Annotated in this window: 16 protein-coding genes; 8 read left to right on the plus strand and 8 right to left on the minus strand. The window is 51.8% G+C overall.

The window, feature by feature from the left end; translation table 11 throughout:
- Positions 1 to 54: 54 nt before the first annotated feature.
- Positions 55 to 1,854: a Flp pilus assembly complex ATPase component TadA gene (gene tadA / locus IKB43_07045; GenBank protein ID MBR2469891.1), complete on the plus strand. Its 1,800-nt coding sequence runs from the start codon at positions 55 to 57 to the stop codon at positions 1,852 to 1,854.
- A 28-nt stretch (positions 1,855 to 1,882) separates the two neighbouring features.
- Here tadA and IKB43_07050 read toward each other — a convergent pair whose 3' ends face one another.
- The 7 genes from IKB43_07050 to aroE form a co-directional block, all read right to left on the minus strand.
- The gene (locus IKB43_07050) at positions 1,883 to 3,172 is read right to left on the minus strand and encodes a MiaB/RimO family radical SAM methylthiotransferase (protein MBR2469892.1); all 1,290 of its coding nucleotides are present in this window, start codon (positions 3,170 to 3,172) and stop codon (positions 1,883 to 1,885) included.
- On the minus strand, positions 3,169 to 4,449 hold the full coding sequence (locus IKB43_07055; GenBank protein MBR2469893.1) for a SpoIID/LytB domain-containing protein: 1,281 nt from the start codon (positions 4,447 to 4,449) through the stop codon (positions 3,169 to 3,171). The genes IKB43_07050 and IKB43_07055 overlap by 4 nt, the downstream gene beginning before the upstream one ends.
- A gap of 135 nt (positions 4,450 to 4,584) precedes the next feature.
- Positions 4,585 to 5,127, minus strand: coding sequence for a peptide deformylase (gene def, locus IKB43_07060; protein MBR2469894.1), 543 nt, complete (start codon positions 5,125 to 5,127; stop codon positions 4,585 to 4,587).
- 2 nt (positions 5,128 to 5,129) lie between these two features.
- On the minus strand, positions 5,130 to 5,498 hold the full coding sequence (gene yajC, locus IKB43_07065; GenBank protein ID MBR2469895.1) for a preprotein translocase subunit YajC: 369 nt from the start codon (positions 5,496 to 5,498) through the stop codon (positions 5,130 to 5,132).
- 64 nt (positions 5,499 to 5,562) lie between these two features.
- Positions 5,563 to 6,546, minus strand: a complete 984-nt coding sequence (locus tag IKB43_07070; GenBank protein MBR2469896.1) for a GDP-mannose 4,6-dehydratase — start codon at positions 6,544 to 6,546, stop codon at positions 5,563 to 5,565.
- Positions 6,547 to 6,634: 88 nt separating this feature from the next.
- Positions 6,635 to 8,248 (minus strand): 3-dehydroquinate synthase, encoded by a 1,614-nt coding sequence (aroB, locus tag IKB43_07075; GenBank protein MBR2469897.1) that lies wholly within the window; start codon positions 8,246 to 8,248, stop codon positions 6,635 to 6,637.
- Positions 8,248 to 9,120 carry a shikimate dehydrogenase gene (gene aroE, locus IKB43_07080; GenBank protein ID MBR2469898.1) on the minus strand — a complete coding sequence of 291 codons (873 nt, stop codon included), beginning with the start codon at positions 9,118 to 9,120 and terminating at the stop codon, positions 8,248 to 8,250. Before aroE ends, aroB begins: the two co-directional genes overlap by 1 nt.
- 83 nt (positions 9,121 to 9,203) lie before the next feature.
- Here aroE and der point away from each other — a divergent pair, with 83 nt between their 5' ends.
- From der to IKB43_07095, 3 genes are all read left to right on the plus strand, one after another.
- Positions 9,204 to 10,631: a ribosome biogenesis GTPase Der gene (gene der / locus IKB43_07085; protein ID MBR2469899.1), complete on the plus strand. Its 1,428-nt coding sequence runs from the start codon at positions 9,204 to 9,206 to the stop codon at positions 10,629 to 10,631.
- Positions 10,579 to 11,214, plus strand: a complete 636-nt coding sequence (gene plsY / locus IKB43_07090; protein MBR2469900.1) for a glycerol-3-phosphate 1-O-acyltransferase PlsY — start codon at positions 10,579 to 10,581, stop codon at positions 11,212 to 11,214. The genes der and plsY overlap by 53 nt, the downstream gene beginning before the upstream one ends.
- A gap of 107 nt (positions 11,215 to 11,321) precedes the next feature.
- Entirely contained in the window at positions 11,322 to 12,353 is a 1,032-nt protein-coding gene (locus tag IKB43_07095) for an NAD(P)-dependent glycerol-3-phosphate dehydrogenase (protein ID MBR2469901.1), read from the plus strand.
- Here IKB43_07095 and IKB43_07100 read toward each other — a convergent pair.
- Positions 12,350 to 13,294 carry a flippase-like domain-containing protein gene (locus IKB43_07100; GenBank protein MBR2469902.1) on the minus strand — a complete coding sequence of 315 codons (945 nt, stop codon included), beginning with the start codon at positions 13,292 to 13,294 and terminating at the stop codon, positions 12,350 to 12,352. The two genes, IKB43_07095 and IKB43_07100, sit on opposite strands and share 4 nt — an antisense overlap.
- A gap of 58 nt (positions 13,295 to 13,352) precedes the next feature.
- Between IKB43_07100 and IKB43_07105 the strand changes: the two genes are divergently transcribed.
- The 4 genes from IKB43_07105 to dnaE all read left to right on the plus strand — a co-directional run bounded on the left by IKB43_07105 (position 13,353) and on the right by dnaE (position 20,839).
- On the plus strand, positions 13,353 to 13,976 hold the full coding sequence (locus IKB43_07105; protein MBR2469903.1) for a class I SAM-dependent methyltransferase: 624 nt from the start codon (positions 13,353 to 13,355) through the stop codon (positions 13,974 to 13,976).
- Between the two features lie 38 nt (positions 13,977 to 14,014).
- On the plus strand, positions 14,015 to 15,889 hold the full coding sequence (locus tag IKB43_07110) for a hypothetical protein (GenBank protein MBR2469904.1): 1,875 nt from the start codon (positions 14,015 to 14,017) through the stop codon (positions 15,887 to 15,889).
- Between the two features lie 6 nt (positions 15,890 to 15,895).
- Positions 15,896 to 16,864 (plus strand): glycosyltransferase family 2 protein, encoded by a 969-nt coding sequence (locus tag IKB43_07115; protein ID MBR2469905.1) that lies wholly within the window; start codon positions 15,896 to 15,898, stop codon positions 16,862 to 16,864.
- Between the two features lie 99 nt (positions 16,865 to 16,963).
- Positions 16,964 to 20,839: a DNA polymerase III subunit alpha gene (dnaE, locus tag IKB43_07120; protein MBR2469906.1), complete on the plus strand. Its 3,876-nt coding sequence runs from the start codon at positions 16,964 to 16,966 to the stop codon at positions 20,837 to 20,839.
- The last annotated feature ends 2 nt before the right edge of the window (positions 20,840 to 20,841 follow it).

Below are 20,841 nucleotides of genomic sequence, written 5' to 3' on the forward strand. Positions count from 1 at the left end.
TCGGAACACAAGCGTACCGGAATCCCTCTGGCGAAGATTCTCATCCGCCTGGGCATGGTCAGCGAAGATACCCTTACGAGCATCTTGGGTGTGCAGATGCAGTCCACAACCAAGATGCGTATCGGCGAGATGTTGCTCGCCCAGAAGTACATCACCCAGGAACAGCTGGACCAGGCTCTGGAAGAGCAGAAGAAGACCGGCAAGCGCCTTGGCCGTACTTTGGTGGACTTGAAGTTCATGCCCGAAGAACGCCTGGTGGAGATTCTCTCCAAGCAGTTCGAAGTTCCCTATGTAAGGCTTGAAAATTTTGCTATCGACCCCGAGGCCTACACCTACTTGCCCGAAGACTTGTGCAGGACTTACAAGGTGGTTCCCCTGTTTGTTTCCAAGGGCGAAGATGACCGCCGTGTCCAGCGTGAAGCCCTGACCATCGCAATGACTGATCCCACCAACATGCGTGTGATCAACATCGTGAAGTTCAAGGTGAAGATGGAAGTGGACATCGTCATGGCCTCCGACGCAGATGTGGTCAAGACTATCGACCGCGTGTTCGCGGGGCGTAGCACTTCCGAAGAATCCTTGGCGGAGCTGATTGGTGAGACCAAGGATGGCGAAGAACTGGAAACCGTGGAACGGGGTCAGGGAAACAGCGACGAACCGGAACTGACCGACGAAGAAGGCCGCCAGGTGGTGCGAATCGTGACCACGCTGATTCACGAAGCCATTGCCCGTCACGCCTCTGATATTCACCTGGAACCCCAGGAAACCTTCCTCAAGCTCCGTTACCGTATCGACGGCGACCTGCAGGTCATGTCACCCATTCCTGCCCGCTTGATGCCCCAGATTCTTTCCCGTATCAAGCTCCTTTCCAAGATGGACATCGCCGAAAAGCGTAAACCCTTGGACGGTCGTTTCACGGTGCGTTACAAGGGCTCCGAGGTTGACCTTCGTGTGAGCTCTTTCCCGATATCGCTCCGTAAGCGCGGTGTTTGTGAAAAGATCGTTATGCGTATCTTGGACCCGAACTCGGGTCAGTTCCCCTTGAAGGACATGGGCTTTGACCCCCGTGTGCTCAAGCAGTTCCTGGATGCCATTAACGCTCCTAACGGTATTGTACTTGTGACCGGTCCTACGGGTTCCGGTAAGTCTACCACGCTTTACGCTTCTATTCGAGAAATTTTGGATTCCACCATCAACATCTCTACGATGGAAGACCCTGTGGAACTTAATATTGACGGTGTGAACCAAGGTCAAATCAACAACGCCGCAGGCTTTACCTTTGCCGCGGGCATTCGCGCCCTGCTCCGTCAGGACCCGGATGTGATTATGATCGGTGAAATGCGTGACCAGGAGACGTCGTCCATGGCTATCGAAGCTGCATTGACGGGTCACTTGGTCTTTAGCACGCTCCATACCAACGATGCTGCCGGAGCATTCCCCCGTCTGCTGGAAATGGGCCTGGAACCCTTCCTGGTGTCAACCGCTATCAAGGGCGTGCTTGCCCAGCGTCTGGTGCGCCGCATCTGCAAGTACTGCAAGGAACCTGTGGAAATATCTCCGTCCCTCCGCGAAGAACTCCACCTGTCTCCCGACATGCAGTTCTACCATGGCAAGGGGTGCGACAAGTGCGACGGTTCTGGTTACAAGGGCCGTTGCGGTATCTACGAGTTCCTGGTGCCTAACGAAACCGTGCGTAACCTGATTATCAAGCGTTCCTCCGGTGACGTCATCAAGCGTGCCGCCATGCAGGAATGCGACATGATTACGCTCCGTATGGACGGTATCCAGAAGGCCTTGGACGGTCACACCACGCTGGAACAGGCGGTGGGGGCCTCCGCTGCCGACGACGTCTAATTTGTCGTAAAGGTTATTTCTGAAAACTCTAGAGCCTTTCGCCTATAAGGGCGAAGGGCTCTGCTTTTGTAATGCGCACTTGTAGAGCTTTGCCTGCCGGGATGTTCCCCTGCAGGGCCACGGGGCGGTAGGCGCTGTTTCGCGCGATGGTGGTGCCTGCCCGGTGGCCTTGTTTTTCGGTCACGACCGTGCAGGTCTTGCCGACCCAGCGCTGGTTGTTTTCTTGGGCGATTTGCTGGAAGGCGTCGAACAGCTTTGCGGAGCGTTCGTGCTTTACGCTGTCTGAAACGGCAGGCGTGTCGGCGGCGTTTGCTTCTTCTATGCGGGCGGCAACGGTTCCCTTGCGGGCCACGAACCGTGTAATGTTACAGACGGTGGGGCGGGTTTCCTTCAGCAGGTCAAGGGTCTCTTGAAAGTCGGCGTCTGTTTCTCCAGGGAAACCTACAATCAGGTCTGTACTGAGGGTGAACAGCGGGAACTTTTCTTGCAATTCCAGCGCAAAGCTACGGAAGTCTTTCACGGAGTGCTTGCGGTTCATGAGCTGCAGGACGCGCTCGCTCCCGCTCTGGACAGGAACGTGCAAGAACTGGTAGAGCCGTTCGTCTTGAAAACATTCCAGCAATGCATCTTTATAGCCGAGGATGTGCCTCGGGTTTCCCATGCCCAGCCGGATCTTGTAGTTTCCGGGAACCTGGGCGAGAATTTTTTGCGTGAGGTTTGCAAGGTTCGTGCCGGTGTCAAAACCGTAGCAGGCGCAGTCCTGTCCGGTCAGCTGAATCTCCAGGCATCCGTCGTCCACCAGGCGCCGGACCTGATCCACGATGGCGTCTTCGGGCTGGCTTTGGAGTCGTCCTTTTACCAGCTTTGTGGAGCAGAAGGCACAGGCATCCAGGCAGCCTTCCTCGATGTTCACGATGCCTACGAAGGGGGACTGCCGGAGGATTCGCTTGTCATTCTGGAGCCCCTTTGGGGCGATAGAATCCGTGGATTCTATCGCCTTCAAACTCGTGAACGATACCTTGTCCGAAATCTTGCGGGCTTCTTCCTGGAAATCCTTGGGGGCGCATCCTGTTATAAAGACGGGTGCCTGCGGAAAAGTCGTTACCGCCTGCTGCAAAAGCTTCAGGGCGGTTCCGTTCCCCTTGACGGTGCACACGTTCAGGTAAAAGGCAAGAGGCTGTTCCGTCGGGAATTCAAAAGAGATGGAACAATCCGGATGTTGGGCGGATAGCGCCCGGGCGATTTTTTCCCCGTCGCCGAAGTTGGCGGCACAGCCCTGGCTGAGGACTGCAATGACAGGCGATGCGGCGGAACTCATCTTTCGAACCGCTCCAGGGTGATTCCCGGATAGTAATGGCTCAGAATTTCGATGTAGCTCTGACCCGCCTGGGCCCTGGCCCGCACGCCCATCTGGCACATGCCTACGCCGTGGCCGAATCCCCTGCCTTCGAGAATCCACTTGCTGCCGTCCTTCTTGACGGTAAAGAAACTGGAGGGCAGGATTACGCCGCCCTTGCGGAAAAGCCAGCGTACCTTGTCGCCGCGGACTTCGAAAGTTCCCGCGTCCGTAGTGACCGCAAGTGTCAAGATGCGCCCGCTTTTAAGCAGGTCTTTGACGGTAATGTCCTTGACTTTCTTGAAGGGAGCGACTTTCGCCTTGGAATCCCTGGCGTTCTGGACAAAGAGTTTCACCAGTTCGTCACTTTCGAAAGTCCGTTCCCACTTGATGTAGCTGGACTCCTTGCACCAGGGCGTTCCATCGCTTCGTAGGTCCGGCTTGCTCTTGAGGTAGGGGAGGTTCGGCTTTTCCCAGGTGTCCAGCGTCTCGGACATGCCTCCGCAGGTGGAGTGGTAGTAGGCGGTAATGAACTCGCCATTATACATCATGACCTCGCCCTTGGTCTCCTTGACGGCGCGGTCTGTCAGGGCCGTTGCGCTCTGGAGGCCTTTATACACCTGGTCCTTGGTGTCGGCGAACACGTCAAAGCCCAGGGATTCCCGGCTCCCGAAATGCTTGTAGGCGTAGGTGCGGGCGGCTACCGCCTGGGCCTTCAGCGCTTCGAAGCGGCTGCTGTCCAGCTGTCCGATTTCGTAAGGGATTACGCCCCGCAGGTAATCTTCCATGTCCACCGTATTGATGGCGTTGATTTTCCCGTTGTTGTAGGAGATGGTAAAAAATCCCGGATAGCAAGAGGTAGAAAGCAGCTTTTGCGTCGGCGCGATAGAGACGCACTTGCCGTCGTCGATATCCTTTTTAACGGCGGTAAAAGAATTTTCCTTCCCCTGGAATTTCAACTCCTTGCCCTTGACGGTAATATGGATAACCTCTCCGCCTTTTGAAAGGTACAGTTCCTTGACGTCGGTATAGACCCCTACACGAAGAGGCCTATTCAAGTTCGTCGGTATCTTTTCCGCCTGGACTCGGGCCAAAGTATCTCCGGATTCCGTCTTGATTTGCGTGGACGCAGGGGCTTCCCTCGGGCCTTTCACCTGGACGTCGGAAACGTTCGTCGCTTCGATGGGCCTGAAATCTACAATCTCGGGCTCTTCAACGCTGGAGTCTTTTTTGACGGTCTTGGCCGCAGGAGCGGGCATGTCTGGCAGCTCAAAATCCTCTGCGGCACTTGTCGTTACGATAAGCGCCAGAAGAAAAAGAAGCGTTGTTTTGTAACCGGGCATGACATTACCCATAGCTCACACCTCAAAGCGAGCCTGCGAGCGCCCTCATACCTATTTACCTTTCTTCAGCTTCGCCTGGGTCTCTTTGGCCATCTTGCGGAGCTTGGACTGGTTCATGGTGCGGTCGGCAGTAGAAATCTTATCTACGAAAAGGTCGCCGTTCAGGTGGTCCGATTCGTGCTGGATGCAGCGGGCAAAAAGGCCTTCGCAGTTGTGGATTTCTTGGGGCTCTCCGTTGATGTCGAAAAAGCGGACGCACACCTTGTTGGGCCGGACCACATTGCAGAAAATGTCCGGGAAAGAAAGACATCCTTCGTCATAATCCACAGGCTTGGCGTCTTCTTCCGCTTCCCATTCCGGGTTGAACATGATGTAGGGCTTGGGATCTTCTTCGCCGGGAATAGCGGTATCGATGACCACCAAACGGATGTTCTTACCTATTTGGGGAGCGGCAAGGCCGCAGCCCGGCGCGTCGTACATGGTTTCCAGCATGTCCTTGGCCAGCTGACGCAACTCCGGAGTAATCTCGGTAACGGGTTCGCTCTTTTTGCGGAGAACCGGGTCACCGTAAATGCGGATAGGTAAAATCGCCATGATTACTTCTTTTCTTCGGTCTTGGTGTCGGCTGCAGGAGCGTTCATGATTCTGAGAATGGCGCTCTTTTCAAAGTCGATCAGCGTGGTAGAGCCGGTGCGGACCGTGACGATGTTGTCTTCCATGGAGGTGATGGTGCCGATGATGCCGGCGGTGGTCATCACCTTGTCGCCCTTCTTCAGTTCCTTGCGCATCTGGTCCATCTGCTTCATTTCTTTCTGCTTGGGGCGGATAAAGAACAGCCACATGACCACGAACAAAAGGATAAGGGGCAAGAAACTTGCGATGGCGCTGGGCTGCTCGGGGGCTGCCTCTTCGGCAAAAGCAATGGCAGAAGCGGACAGGGTAATCAAAAGGGTCTTGATTTTCATAATAAAACCTTTATTAAATGTGGATGAATATTACGGGCTCAAATTTAGAAAAAAGGTGGCTGCGCTACAGAGGTAGGTCTTTCCCGAGGCCCATTTTCAGTTCGGTTCGGCGGCGGATTACCATTTCGTTGAAAAGGTCCGTGAGGCTGTCTTCGATGCTGATCATGGGTTTCCACCCCAGGTTTGTCATTTTGGTGGGGTCCCCAATCAGTAGGGGAATGTCGTTGACCCGTTCGTACTTGGAATCGAAACGGAAATCCACGCTTACGTCGGCGATATCTACCAGCATTTCTACCAGTTCCCGGATGGTGTAGGACTTGCCGCTGCAGATGTTGAAGGTCTCGCCGGATTCAGCGGTGTTCAGCACCTGGATCATACCGCGGGCCACGTCTCGCACGTCCACCACGTCGCGGCTGATGTCGAGGCTTCCGGAATAGATAACGGGTTCGCTACCGTAGAACTTGATTTTCACCAGCTGGTAGGTGATGGAGGGAATCACGAAACGGCGACTGTGGTGGGGCCCTGTAAAGTGGAAGGGGCGCACAAACACAATGTGGAGTCCGCTGGCATTGATAAACTGGTGCCCCAGGAGTTCCATGCAGGCCTTGGAGGTGGCATAGGGCGTCATGGGGTTCGGACGGTCGTCTTCTTTGTGCAGGTAAGTCAGGTGTTGTTCCGTACGTCCGTAGATTTCGCTGGAACTGAGCAGCATGATTCGGGCCTTGGGGCATGCCTGTCGTGCGGCCTCCAGCAGGTTCTGGGTTCCGAGTAGGTTGATGTTCAGGGTTTCGTAAGGTTTCAGGTACGAAAGCCCTACAGAAGACTGGCTTGCCAAGTGGTAAATATGGGTAGGAGCTACCTTCTGGAGCATCTCGTAGACGTCCTTGAAGTTCAAAAGGTTCCCGGTGAGGTATTGCACACCGTCCACCTTCTGCCAAGGCTGGGGCTGCTCGTCGCTAAAGCTGAACAGCTCGTGATTCGTGCCGCTCAAGCTGGAGAGGATATGAAATCCGAGAGCCCCTGTACCACCTGTTACCAAAATACTCATTCTAGTCCTTCGCCTTCGGCATAGTTCTGAGTTACTAGTTCTAAGTTACTAGAAATTTTTTTTTTGCTTCTCTAGTAACTAGTAACTCCTAACCCCTAATCGCTTCCCACGCTTTCGCTACCGTTTCCTTTTCAATATTAACAACTTTTTCGACTTTCCCAATCTCTGTAGGCAAAATATAAACTCTTGTGCCCTTTTCGGCCTTTTTGTCCACGGCCATGGCATTCCAGGCCTGCTCCGTATCCACATTGTAGCTTTTCGGGAATCCGAGACGGTCTAGAAGGGCGTTCTGCCTGGATTCTTCTTCGGCGGAGAGCTTACCCAGGAGTACGGCTGCACGGGCGGCCACCCGCATGCCGAGGCTTACGGCTATACCGTGGCTGAACATGTTGTAGTTGGTGAGCTTTTCGATGGCATGTCCGAAGGTGTGGCCGTAGTTCAAAATGGCCCGGAGTCCGGATTCCTTCTCGTCAATGCCTACGACTTCGGCCTTGATTTGGCAGCTCCTGAAAATCAGGTGACGCAACACGCTATCGTCGTGTTTCTTGATGCCTTCTACGTTTTCTTCGATGTAGCGGAAAAATTCCTTGTCGTAGATGACACCGTACTTGACAATTTCGGCAAGGCCTGCCAAGTATTCGTTTTCGGGAAGGGTGGCAAGCACCGCCAGGTCGCACACTACGGCCTTGGGCTGGTAGAATGCCCCGATCATGTTCTTGCCTTCGGGGTGGTTTACCGCCACCTTGCCACCTACGGAACTATCCACCATAGAAAGGAGGGTAGTTGGGAACTGGATAAAGGAAATTCCCCGCTGGTAGGTGGCGGCCCCAAAGCCCGCCATGTCGCCTACCACGCCACCGCTGAACTGCAACAGACTGCTCTTTCGGGTGTAGTTCCGGTGCAGCAAGAAACTGAAAAGCTGGTTCAGGTTGTGCAGTGTCTTGTTCCGCTCTCCGGCCTGGAACTTAAAGATGGGGCAACGGCCCGCCTGGCCCCGCAACTGCGAGAGCATTTCGTTCTGGACCTTTGCGATGGTGGTGTCCGTACAGACCAGAAATTCGTTGGACGGTGCCAGCCGAAGGCCTTCCAGAAGGGCCTTGGAATCGGGAATGATGTTCCTGCCGATAAAGATGGGGTAGCGCCCGCCGCTGGAGGGGCACACGTCCAGGGCATGGTTGCTCCAGAACTTTTTCATGTGCAGGATTTTTTCGATGACATGGGCTTCGGTGTAGTCGTTGGAACTTTCTACGCTGAAGTCGGCCTGGGCGTAGTTGGGTTCACGCTCTTTCAGCATGACCTTGATTTTGGCAAGGCGTTCTTCGTCGCTCAGGTTGGCAAGCAGGGGCCGGGTGTTCTTGCGCCCGATGCGTTCCGAAAGGATTTCGGGCTTGGCCCACAGTCGGATGATGAGACCGTTTTCCCGGATAATCTTGATGTTGTCGGCCTGGGTGAGCGCGCCACCACCCAGAGAAACCACCTGGGGTGTTTCGTTACTGCAGATTTCGGCAATGATTTCTTTTTCCTTCGCCCGGAAAAAAGCTTCTCCTTCTTGTGCGAATATTTCGGAGATGGACTTTCCGACCCGCTCCACGATAAGACTGTCGGTGTCAACGAAGGGGCGCTCCAGTCGTTCTGCCAGAGCCCTGCCGGTGCGGCTCTTGCCGCTGGCCATGAAACCCGTAAAGAAAATATGCCTTCTCATTAGATACCCTCCATTCCCTTGCGCATGATATTCAGCAGTTCTTCGTCGGTATGCCCCTTCACTTGCTCGGGGAACCACTTTTTGAAACTTTCCAGACCCTGGTGCACCAGCATGCCTTCGCCGGTAACGGTCTTGCAGCCCTTTTCGGCGGCCAGTTTCAGGAGCTTTGTCTTGGGCGGTGCATAGACTATGTCGCAGACGACTTGCTCAGGGTTCAGGCTGTCCTTGTCCAGGGGCGATTCGTCTTCGTTTGGCGTCATGCCCACGGAGGTGGCGTTGATGATAATCTTATATTCCTTGGAAACGCTAGGGAATTTCTGGAAGGTGAATACGGAAATTTTTTCGCAGTCCTTGAACAGCGGGTTCAGTGAACCAGCCAGGGCTTCGCCCTTGTCCTTGTTGCGGCACACGATGGCAAGCCTGTTGCCTTGTTCCATCAGGGTGTAGGCGATGGCCTTGGCCGCTCCGCCGTTTCCGAGAAGGGCGACAGTGGTGTTTGCTGGTTGCACTCCGTTTTCTTCCAGGTTGCGGATACAACCGTAGGGGTCCGTGGTGGTTCCGCAGAGAGTGCCGCCGACGATTCCCTCTTTCCAATAAAGCGTGTTTACGCTTCCGGTAAACTTGCTGATGGGACTAAGTTCGTCCACCAGTTCCATGACGGGAGTCTTGTAAGGAATGGTGACGTTTGCCCCCCTGAATTTCATGGCCCTGAAGCCCTGGATAGCCTGGGCGAAATTCTCCGGTTCTGGCCCAAAGGGCAGGTACGCCGCGTTGATTCCAAGCGCCTTGAAAAGCGCATTGTGCATAAGGGGGGATTTGCTATGGGCAATAGGGTGCCCGAAAACGCAAAGGGTTTCCGTTTTTCCGTTCACATGAACCTCTTTTGTCCGCCCACCTGGGGCTGAACTCTAAACAATACATCAATAAAGATATAAATATTCTATATTTGTATGCGATGAAATTACCTGTGGTGTGTATTATCGGACGGCCCAATGTCGGGAAGTCCTCTCTTTTTAACCGGATTCTAGGCCGCAGGGCTGCCGTGGTATCTGACCGTGACGGCGTGACTCGCGATAGGCATTACCAGAATGCAAATTACAAGGGTCACGAGTTTACGGTGGTAGATACCGGTGGTTTCTTGCCGGACGATACCATCGATGTCTTGGCCGACAGTGTCCGTACCCAGATTTTTAACGCCGTCGAGGAATCGGACCTGGTCCTTTTTATGGTGGATGTCCGTGTGGGCATTACCAAGTTGGACCAGCAGTTTGCAAGGCTTATCCGCAAGCTGGATAAGCAGGTGATTCTGGTGGCCAACAAGAGCGAGAACCTGGGCGACCGTCAGGAAAGTTACGAGTTCTTGAAGTTGGGCTTTGGACAGCCCCGTACCATCAGCGCCTTGACGGGCTATGCCTGCCTTTCTTTGATGGATGAAATTGTCGCAGTGCTTCCGACCCCTGTGCGTGGGGAACGGAAAGAGGAACGGCCCATCCGTTTTGCCATCCTTGGTCGCCCTAACGCGGGCAAGAGCACCCTGTTGAACCGCTTGATGGGCGAGGAACGGGCTGTGGTTTCGGATATTCCGGGTACCACCCGCGACTCCATCGATTGCACCTTTACCGTAAACGGTGTCAAGTTCGTGGTGACTGATACGGCGGGCCTTCGCAAAAAGGCGAAGGTAGAAGACGAGGTGGAAATTTTCAGCAATATGCGCACCATGGAAAGCATCCGCCGGTCGGACCTGTCGGTGCTTCTGGTGGACTGCACCCGAGGGCTCCAGGTTCAGGACTTTAGAATCATTACCGAAATCCGCAAGGCGGGGAAGGGCCTGGTTCTTGTGCTGAACAAGTGGGATATTTTACCCGACAAGACCGAAAAGTCCTTTGACCGCATGGTCAAGGAAATGCTGGAATGGGAACCCATGCTGGAATACGTGCCCATTCTTTCCATCAGTGCCAAGGAAGGCCTTCGCGTAAACCGGGTTATCCAGTCTATTCAGACGGTATATGCCAACTGCCGTCGCGTGCTGGGCCGTGACCGAGTGGCCGAAAGTTTTGCGAATTTCTTGCAAGAAAAGGCGCCTCCCAGCCACAACGCCCGTGTGGTGGCCCTGACCCGAGCCTGCCAGATTCTGGTGGAGCCTCCCGTGATTGCCATCGAGACCCGCACACCGGAATTGGTGGACGAATCTTACAAGCGTTACCTGCTCAAAAAGTTTTACGAAGAATTCCAGCTACAGGGGGCACCCCTCCGCTTGAATTTTGACCAGAAGTTAACCCTCAGAAAGGACGAAGAACTTGAACAGTTTGCTGAGTCTTCCGATAGCGTACTTGTTGGGGTCGATCCCCAGCGCGATTTGGATCGCAAAAATCGCGAAAGGTAAGGACTTTGACATTCGGGACTACGGTTCCAAGAATGCAGGTCTCACCAACACGTTCCGCGTGCTGGGCTGGAAACCGGCACTTCCGGTAGTGTTCCTGGATTTGCTCAAGGGTTTCTTTGGACCCTGGATTGCCGCACAGATGTGTGCCTCTCAGGTGGCAGCCGGTGGTGAGGATTATTCCCATTGGGTGCCGCTGGTGGCGGGCCTTCTGGTGATTTTGGGCCATAGTTTTACTTGCTTTGCCGGATTCCGTGGAGGTAAGGGTGTGCTTGCCGCTTTGGGCGTTTTTCTGGCCCTTTGCCCAATTACCGCTCTTAGTGCTTTTGGCGTGTGGATTGTCCTTACGGTTTCTACCAAGTATGTTTCGGTTGGGAGCATTGGAGCTTGCATTGCCCTCGGGGCTTTTGCCGTGATGGGCTACTTGAAGTTACCGTTTCCACCAGACGAAATCAACTTGGGACTCATGATTACTTGCCTTATTGTGGCGGTTTTTGTGATTGTGAAGCACAAATCCAACATCAAGCGGCTTTTGAACGGCACGGAGAATGGATTTGGCAGCAAGCGGAAGACTCCGAAGGCATAAATATTGTAGATTATTGATGTGTTGAGTTATTAGTTCCGAGTTACTAGAAAGTTTTACTACAACATCTCTAGTAACTAGTAACTAGAGTTTTAATTAGGGACGACAGTATGAAGGTTACAGTATTAGGAACTGGCGGCTGGGGACTTACCCTTGGTCAGGTGGTTTATGAAAATAAGTGCGAAGTTTCCTTTTGGACTAACTCGCAGGCCGAAGTGGATTTGCTCTCGACGGAGCACCAGTACAAGGACAAATTGCCCGGTGTGATTTTCCCGGCAGATTTCAAGTACACCACCGACATGAACGCCGCCCTCGATGGTTGCGACATGGTGCTTATTGTGGTGCCCTCTCAGTTTATGGGCGGTGTCGCCAAGAATCTCGGTAAGTGGATGCCGGCCAAGGGCAAGGAGCCTGTGGTAGTCTGTGCCACAAAGGGCATTCTCGAAGGCACGAACCAGCTCATGAGCGAAGTCCTTTTGGAAAACGTTCCCTGGCTTACCGAAGACAAAATGGTGGCCTTTAGCGGGCCTTCCCATGCCGAAGAAGTGAGCCGCCATATCCTTACGGCCATTGTGGCCGCCTGTGTAAACGAAGAATCCGCGAAGTTTGTGCAGAAGGTCATGAGCTGCAGCTACCTGCGCGTGTACAGCTCTACGGATATCGTGGGCATTGAACTTTGCGGTTCTGTGAAAAACGTTATCGCCATTGCCTCTGGCGTGCTTTATGGTCTTGAAGCCAGCGGCAAGTACAAGATTGGAGACAATTCCCGTGCAGCCCTCTTGACTCGCGGTCAGGCAGAAATGTGCCGCCTGGGCAAGGCCCTCGGGGCAAAGTCCGAAACCTTTGCTGGCCTCGCCGGTATGGGTGACTTGATTGTGACTTGCCTTTCCCAGCACAGCCGTAACCGCTATGTGGGGGAACACATCGGTAAGGGCGAAACCATCGAACAGGTTCTCGCCGGCATGAAAATGGTGGCCGAAGGCGTACCCACCTGCAAGAGCACCAAGGCTCTTGCCGACAAGCTGGGTGTAGAAATGCCCATCGTGAACTCCGTCCATGCCCTCCTTTTCGAAGGAAAGAAGGTGGACGATGTCATCAAGGACATGTGGGGTCGCGAACTCAAGGAAGAAGTCTGGGGCTAATCCTTCTTACTTCCGACAAGTACCACAGCTCCTTGCAAGGCTTGGAACAGCAAGGGAATGTAACCCAGCAAGCCTGCGGCAAGAACTAGATGCGCAGGAATGCCGAGGATTCCGGAAAAAAGGGCTATTTGGACTCCCTCGCGAACGCCAATACCGTTAAGAGAAACGGGAAGCATGGCGACTACGATGGTGATGCTGGTAAAGACTACCAGGATGCCGATATTGATATCGACACCCACCGCCTTGAAGTAGGCGAAACTGGTGAAGAGGGTCAATAGTTGTAGCCAAAGTGAATCCAACGAAGACAACAGCAGTTGTTTTTTGTGTTTTCTGTAAATAGAAAGACTATACTGCAACTTTGGAATAAAGTGAAGTTTGTTGGTAATATATTCAGGAAAGGGAATCTTGTCAGAAAACAGACAGCAGAGGATAACGGCAATGCAAACCAGTAGAGCAACGCACATAATGAGGGTGTAAACCGTAGGTACGTTGATTTTTGACAGGGCGAAGGGAAGCGCTACAAAGAAACACAGGAACATGGCAAGGAGTCCTTGAATGCGTGAAAGAAATACTGCCGAAATGGATTGACTGGTCTGGTTGAATTTTTTTCCGAATGCCAAAGATTTTACAGCGTCGCCGCCAAAGCCGGTAGGGAGCAGGTTGTTAAAAAAATACCCCAGGGCTGTGTAAGCGTAATAGGTCTTGAAGGGGATTTCTGGCCCCTGTACCGAGAGACCTTTCCAGCGGTTGGCCTGGATGAGCATGATTAGGTTTGCGGCAACGAGCATGACCACCACCCAAGGTATCATGGCCGTTGTCCAGTTCTCCATGACGCTTGCAAAAGGAATCTTGTAAAAAATGTAAGCGAAACCACCCACGCTTACAAGAAGCTGGAAAATTTTTTTTATCCAAGGCCCTTTGGCTGTCTTACCTGCCGTCATTGCCTGTAAAAATAGCATTTTTACCAAGAAAATTTTATATTTTGGTAAAGAGGTTTTTATGTACCCGAATAAAGTTCGTTATGATATCGCTATGCTTGTCCCTCCAGATGCTAAAACCGTCCTGGAAATAGGGGCTGGCTCCGGCAAGAATTGCGTGATTTATCCCAAGGATTCCTATAAGGTGGCTATAGAGCCCGAAAACAGGACAGATTGCCAGACCGCCGAAAACTTCCCTGGTGGCTTTAACGAATATCATCACGTTCTTTACGAAGACTACAAAGAAGACCGCAAGTTCGACCTGATAGTCATGTGTGATGTTCTTGAGCACGTGAACGATCCCGTGGACCTGATCAATTTTTGCAAAAGACACCTGACCCCGGAAGGCCATATCCTTCTTTCTCTCCCCAATTTTATTTGTGTTGAAAATATCCTCAAGATTGTCTTGACCAGGGATTTCCGCTATGTGAAGGTGGATCAAGGGGAAAAGGCTCTCGGCGTTCTGGATATTAATCATAAGACGTTTTGGACCAAGAAAAGCTTTATCCGCTTTGCCAAGGAAAATGGCCTAGAAGTCGAACGTATTGTGGGAATCCGCAAACAGCTGAAGTTTATGCCAAACGTTTTGAGCCATTTAAGTTATATTCCTTTTCAGTATGGTTTCTTGACTAAAATCAAAAAATAGGAGGGCTCGGTATGAACGTGCTCAAGACTCTAGCTGCTGTGGTTACTTTCGTTCTGCTTGTATGCCTGTGCGGCTGCTCTGAAAAATCGATGTTCGATTCGTCTGAACAGACCTATTCGACTGTAGGTGTGACAAGAATTGATGCCTCCTTGGCAAAGGCCCGTCTTGCTCAGTGCTCCAGAGATGTGGAACATTTTTGGGCTGTGGATGGAGATACGCTTTCTATTGAAGTAGACGATACGTTTTCTGATAATGGCTTTGCCGTAGAGGCGGATGTTATTATTGAATCGCATCAGGGCTATATTACTTTGGCTTCTGCCGGGGTAGATGGCGATGCCGATGCTTGGGCACTTCGTGTTGAAAACGGAATTCCGTTTTTTACATGGCGGGATGCTTCTACAGAGGGCCGGTGGCTTAAGTTGGAGGCCCAGGCTCCATTAAAACTGAACGAGCTGGAAACGGTTCGGGCAGAACGTGTTGATTCGCTTACGGTTTTGTATGTTGATGGGGAAATCTGTGCTGCAGGAATTGCTAGCGGTACGGTGCGCTCCCTGGAAGGGTCCTTCACTATTGGATTTGACCCTACGGAGGTTATGGAAAATACGCCTGGTCGTGTGATGTGTGTTCGCTTTGATAAAGTCCACAATATGAAAATAGCGGGAAAGCCGGAAGAAACTCCAGTCAAGTCCATTGCCGAAGATTGGGATTCTTCTCAAGAGGAGTGGATTGCCGCATGGGAATTTAACGACCCAGCCCATATAGGCCGGGACTATACAGGAAACGGATTTGACGCCACCGTTGGTGAGGGAACGGTGTTGAATGACGAAGGCATTGCTGTCTTCGATGGGGCCTCCGGTCTGAGAATACCCCTTTCCGACAGTTTGCTCCAGAATGAATTCGTTGTAGAAACCCGGGTCAAGGTGGATAACTTTGGGTCAATGAAGAACATCATTGTGGCCGAACCCCCTGGACGTGGCGTAGATGGTTGGATGCTTCGCGTAGACGAAGAAACCCTTCGTCTGCATTTGCGGGATTCGGAAAAAGATGGTGACAATTGGCAGGTTTTTGCAGGAAAAGATCTAGTGTTGGGACAGTGGATGAAAATCCGGGTGGAACGCTCCGCGGATAGTATCCGGGTGTTCCAGAATGGAGAATTGACGGTTGCCGCTTCTTACCATGGCGATGTCACCCAGCAAAGGTACGACTGGGCAATCGGCTATGACGCAATGAACCAGAATTATCATACCCGCTATTTTGAGGGATCCATAGACTACATCCGCTATGGGCATTTTACGAAATTTAGTGAAGGTTCCATGACAAAAATTGATGACTCAAAGGGAAACCTGCTGGTGGCGTGGGAATTCAATGACCCTGCATTCGTGGGCCTAGACAAGATGAGTAACAATTCTGTCAAAATTGCTGAAGGTTCGGTTGCGGTAGTGGACAAGGCTTTGAAATTGGATGGAAAGTCGGGCCTGCCCGTAAATCTTACTTCTACATTCTGCCGCAAGGACTTTGCTGTAGAAGCCAGGGTGAAACCGACTTCATTTGGTAAAATTCAGAATGTATTTGTGGCTGAGCCTCCAGGACGTTACGGCGATGGCTGGATGGTACGAATTGATGATGGGGTCCTTAGGGTTCACTTGCGTGACGAAGATGTTGATGGCGTCGAGTGGAAAATCTTTACGGGTAATGAATTGAAGATTGGTGAATGGACTGAAATTCGCGTAGAACTGGCTTCCCAGAAGCTCAAAATTTTCCAAGACGGAAAGTTGACTTTGGAAACGGAATACAAGGGTGATGTTTCCCAGTTAGGTTACAATTTGTCTGTTGGATATGACCTGATGAATCAGTTGTATCATGACCGGTACTTTGCAGGATCCATTGATTATATTCGTTTTTACGGATTGTAGTTTTAAATGGACGTAGGTATTATCAATTATAATGGCGGCTCGGAACTTGCGGAATGCGTCAAGAGCCTTTTGGCGCAAACTGTGCCGGTGCGGGTTCTTGTTTTTGATAATGCTTCTACAGACAATTCCATTCAGAATTTAAAAAAGCAGAACCTGAATTGTTTCATTATCGAAAACGGTGAAAATTTGGGCTATGCAGGAGCCTGCAACGGACTTCTCGAAAATATGAATGCCGATATCCAGGTGCTTTGCAATATGGACCTGGAGTTTGATCCGACTTGGGCGGAAAATCTTTTAAATTGTTTTGACCGTCATCCAGAAGCAGGTTCAGTAGCGAGTCTGGTGATGGAAAAAAGTGGCGTGGTGAATGCGGTAGGTGTTCAATTTGGAGCAGACCTTTTTGCCAAAAATGAAGCCAGCGGTTTGAATATCGCCGAAGCGGACATTCGCGAAAAAGAGGTTTTTGGCTGTTATGGCGCCGTGATGAGTTTTCGTAAGGTGGCTGCAGAGGCCGCAGGTAAGATGGATGCCAGTTTTTTCCTTTTTTTTGAAGAAACGGAATGGTATTTTCGCCATAATTTAGCCGGATTCAAGACCGTGTTTTGCCCGGGGGCTAAAGTCTATCACGAACGCTCCATGACTACGGTGCGGTATTCACCTCGCAAGTTGTTCTACTCGGAACGGAATCGCTTGCGTACGGCGGTAAGACTGTTGCCGATGTCCGATGTTTTTAAACTCCCTTTCCGCGGTTTTGTTCGCTACTTGAGTATGGCGAAGGGTGGTGTGCCAGGGCAATCTGGCGACGGCAAAAAACTTTCAAAGATTTCGATTTGTAAAGCCCTTGCCAAGGCTTGGTTGCAAGCTTTGTGGATGTTGCCCAATGAGCTTCGGGTGCGAAAAGAATATCATCGCAAATTTGAGAATGCCAGTCTCAAGGCTCGCAAAATACTTGATGCGTATTCCCTTAATGCATAATTACTTAGATGTTTGTGGCTAGTCTGTAGGATGTAGCCCATAACTCAGAACTCAAAATAGATAACTGTATTGGATGCGCAGATTTACTAAATTGCAGCTATGGCTTTTGTTCACCTGCAAGTTCATTCCGAGTTTTCCGTTTTAAAATCATCGGCCCGTCTCGACGGCATATTGGAAGCTGCCGCTGCAGAAAATGCTCCTGCGGTGGCCCTTACCGACCATGGCGCCATGTTCGGCATCCTGGAAATCCAGACCCGCGGAAAAGACCTGAACAAGAAACGCAAGGAACAGGGACTCCCGCCAGTCAAGACCATCTACGGCTGTCATGTCTATGTGGATTCGCCAAGCGCAAACCAGAAAGACCCGACAACTTATGAACGACTAACCCTCCTGGTAGAAAACGATGTGGGGTATTACAACCTGCTTCGTATAGTGAGTTTCCGCTACGAAGATGGAGACCGCTGGGCCGAAATCCCGTCGGTCCCGCTGTCGGTGGTAAATGAACACAAAGAAGGCATTATCGCCATTGCAGGGGATTTCTTTAGCCGCTACGGTCAGAATGTGGCTGCCGGCCGCAACAGTGTTGGCCGGGAATACATAGAATCCCTGGACAAAATTTTTGACCGGGACCATCTTTACCTTTCGGTTTGCGATAACGGAATTCCCCAGCAGAAATTGCTGAATGACTACAATGTGCAGTTGGCGGGGGAGCTAGGCCGCGAAGTGGTGGCCGTAGCCGATGTCCATTATATTAAGCAAGAAGATGCCCAGGCCCACAAGGTTTTGCGCTGCATTTCTCTTAAAGAGACTCTGAACGATTTTACGGATAAGCGTTTCCCTACGGACCAGTTCTATTTTAGAACCGAACAAGAGATGGTGGCACTGTTCGGCCACATTCCTGGCGCTATCGAAAATACGGTAAAGATTGCGGATCGCTGTAATTTTACAGTAAAAACCGGCATTGGCGACGAATATTGGCCCCGGTTTAAGATTCCCGAAGATTTTTTGGCCTCTGAGGAATACCAGAGTATCAAGGCCATCATGAAGGCGGAATACGATGCGGAGTATCCTGTTGTTCGCGAAAGGGAACTCAAGGGAGTTATCAAGGATAAAAAGAAAAAGGTGACGGCATCTTATTGTGCCGACAAGGGAATGGCTGAAGACGCCCTGACCGACGAAGATAAAGCGGAAATTGAACGCCTGTCCCAGCCTGAATTTTTTGACGACGACGACAACAATGCTTGGGAGAAAAACGTGCGTCGCTGGTGCAAACCGGGTGGCGATGCGGATATTTACATTACCCACCTTTGTAACCAGCGTCTTAAATGGCGTTTCCCCAACGAAGATTTTAAGTTCCCTGCCCACGATACCGAAGTGGCGGCCCGCATGTACAAGGAGCTGAACTGTATCCGCAACATGAACGTGGCAGGCTACCTCTTGATTGTGTGGGACTTTATCAACTGGTCCAGGGAACACGGGATTCCCGTAGGTCCCGGCCGTGGATCTGCCGCAGGCTCTCTTGTCACCTACATTATCGGCATTACCGACATCGACCCGCTGACCTTTGACTTGCTTTTTGAACGATTCCTGAATCCGGAACGCGTGTCCATGCCCGATATCGATACGGACTTTTCGGATAGGGATCGCGGTCGCGTGATTGACTACGTGACCGAAAAATACGGCAAGGAGTGCGTGGGCCAGATTATCACCTATGGCATGCTCAAGTCCAAGGCGGTGATTACCGATGTGGCCCGCGTTTTGGGTATTCCGCCGCAAGAAGCGAAAGCCATTACCAAACTGTTCCCGCAGCGGACTTTGAATTTCAGCTTGAAGCAGGCCTGGACGGGCAAAGACAAGAAGGGGAATAACCTGGAAGACGGTTATAGCCCGGAACCCCTGCAGGCCATGATCAATAGCCGTGCCAGCTACCAGAACCTGTGGGACATCGCCAAAAAACTGGAGGATTTGCCTCGCCAGACAGGCGTGCACGCCTGTGGTGTGGTGATTACGCCGACTCCGATTTATAACCTTGCGCCCTTGTACCGTGCCGCCCCTGAAGATACGCCGGTGGTGATGTACGACAAGCATTACGCCGAAGATATCGGGCTTCTGAAGATGGACTTCTTGGGTCTTATTAACTTGTCCATCATTCAAGACACGGTGAACATGGTCAAGAAGAACCGTGGCATCGAGCTGGACATGGGCCATATCCCGCTGGATGACAAGGAAACCTTTGACCTGCTGGGCAAGGGCATGACCACGACGGTGTTCCAGTTCGAATCTCCGGGTATGCAAAAGTATTTGCGGGAACTGAAGCCTACCCGAATTTTTGACCTTATCGCTATGAACGCCCTGTATCGTCCGGGGCCGTTGGAACAGATTCCCCACTTTATTGCCCGTAAGCAGGGTAAAGAAGAAATTGACTGTTACCACCCTGACTTGGAACAGGTGCTTGGCGAAACCTACGGCGTGATTGTTTACCAGGAACAGGTAATGAAACTGGCCCAGATTCTGGGCGGATACACCCTGGGTGGTGCTGACAATATCCGTCGTATCATGGCAAAGAAAATGCCTGAGAAGATGGAAAAACTGGAGCCGGAGTTTTTCAAGAAATGTGAAGCCAATGGTTATGATCACGCGTTGATCCAAAAAGTGTGGGACGCGGTGCTTCCGTTCTGCGGTTACGCCTTCAACAAGAGCCATGCTGCCGCCTACGCCTATGTGGCTTACCAGACTGCTTACCTGAAAGCCCATTATGGCCCGGAGTATATGGCCGCTTCCATGACGTCGAAGATGGGCAAGACCGAAGATATCGTCACCATCATTCAGGAATGCAAGCGCTTGGGTATCCCCGTGCTCTCGCCGGATATCAATTCGTCTCAAGGGATTTTTACCGCCAACACCAAGCACCAGATTCTCTTTGGTCTTGCGGGAATCCGCAACGTGGGAATCGGCGTGGTAGAAGACGTGGTGGCAGCCCGTGAAAAGGGAGGCCCTTTCAAGTCTATCTTTGATTTCTGTAAGCGGGTGGCGGAATACCAAGGTTCCTTGAAAGAAAAACGCCCGCCTCTCAGCAAAAAGACTTTGGAATGCCTGATTATGGCCGGCGCTCTTGATGGTCTGCCTGGGAGCAGAGCTGTGCTGATGGCCACGGTGGATAGGGCGCTAGAAGTGGCTGCCCGCTATCAAGAAGACAAGTCCAAAGGACAGATGTCTCTCTTTGATATGGGCGGGGCTGATTCCTCTATTTCTAACATTGCCGAAGTCTTGGAAGAAGCCGAGGAATGGGGCAGCGTAGAAATGCTCAACAAGGAGCGTGAAGTTCTTGGGCTCTGCCTTTCGGGGCACCCGCTTGACGAATTCCGCCCCGAATTGATCGGTTTTACCACCTGCAGCCTGAGCCAAGAAGAATTGGCCCGTAAAGAGGGCTGCGTGGTGGCCGTCGGTGGAATCGTCACGCGTATGCGTTCTATAGAAACAAAGCGCGGGGCTACTATCGGCTTTGGCGAAATGCAGGATTTCCAGGGCGAAGTGGGACTGTTTTTTAAGAAAGACACCTGGGAAAGTTTCCGGGACAAGATTTCCGAAGATGATCGCATTTTGGTGAAGGGAACGCTGGAATACCAGCGGGATAGAGAAAAAAACATTACCGAGCAGATGCAGGTGGTGGTAGAAGAAGCTTACCAGCTGGACTATGTCCGTGATCGGATGGTCAAATACATCCACGCCAACATCTATTCTTCTATGCTTTCAGAAGAATTCTTGCAGAAGCTGGAAATGGGAATGCAACAGTTCGAGGCGTTCGAAGGTGAACCTGGCAGTGAACTGGTTCTGCACATTGAGACGGAATCAAGTTACGAACATGGGCTGACACTTCACAAATACAAACTGTCCTATTCTCAAGATGTACTGAATTGGCTCAAGCAGGACATGGGCGCCTCTAAGGTCTGGGTCTCCGGGAAACCCCGCAGGTAGTT

Source organism: Fibrobacter sp. (assembly GCA_017503015.1).
Classification (GTDB): domain Bacteria; phylum Fibrobacterota; class Fibrobacteria; order Fibrobacterales; family Fibrobacteraceae; genus Fibrobacter.

Excerpts from the sequence above, each read along its gene's own strand:
- IKB43_07095 (MBR2469901.1), top strand. The coding sequence starts at position 11,322 with ATGAAGGTTACAGTATTAGGAACTGGCGGCTGGGGACTTACCCTTGGT.
- IKB43_07115 (MBR2469905.1), top strand. The coding sequence starts at position 15,896 with ATGGACGTAGGTATTATCAATTATAATGGCGGCTCGGAACTTGCGGAA.
- IKB43_07070 (MBR2469896.1), bottom strand. The coding sequence starts at position 6,546 with ATGAGTATTTTGGTAACAGGTGGTACAGGGGCTCTCGGATTTCATATC.
- dnaE (MBR2469906.1), top strand. The coding sequence starts at position 16,964 with ATGGCTTTTGTTCACCTGCAAGTTCATTCCGAGTTTTCCGTTTTAAAA.
- IKB43_07055 (MBR2469893.1), bottom strand. The coding sequence starts at position 4,449 with ATGCCCGCTCCTGCGGCCAAGACCGTCAAAAAAGACTCCAGCGTTGAA.
- def (MBR2469894.1), bottom strand. The coding sequence starts at position 5,127 with ATGGCGATTTTACCTATCCGCATTTACGGTGACCCGGTTCTCCGCAAA.
- IKB43_07100 (MBR2469902.1), bottom strand. The coding sequence starts at position 13,294 with ATGACGGCAGGTAAGACAGCCAAAGGGCCTTGGATAAAAAAAATTTTC.
- aroB (MBR2469897.1), bottom strand. The coding sequence starts at position 8,248 with ATGAGAAGGCATATTTTCTTTACGGGTTTCATGGCCAGCGGCAAGAGC.
- IKB43_07050 (MBR2469892.1), bottom strand. The coding sequence starts at position 3,172 with ATGAGTTCCGCCGCATCGCCTGTCATTGCAGTCCTCAGCCAGGGCTGT.
- der (MBR2469899.1), top strand. The coding sequence starts at position 9,204 with ATGAAATTACCTGTGGTGTGTATTATCGGACGGCCCAATGTCGGGAAG.
- yajC (MBR2469895.1), bottom strand. The coding sequence starts at position 5,498 with ATGAAAATCAAGACCCTTTTGATTACCCTGTCCGCTTCTGCCATTGCT.
- tadA (MBR2469891.1), top strand. The coding sequence starts at position 55 with ATGGTCAGCGAAGATACCCTTACGAGCATCTTGGGTGTGCAGATGCAG.
- IKB43_07105 (MBR2469903.1), top strand. The coding sequence starts at position 13,353 with ATGTACCCGAATAAAGTTCGTTATGATATCGCTATGCTTGTCCCTCCA.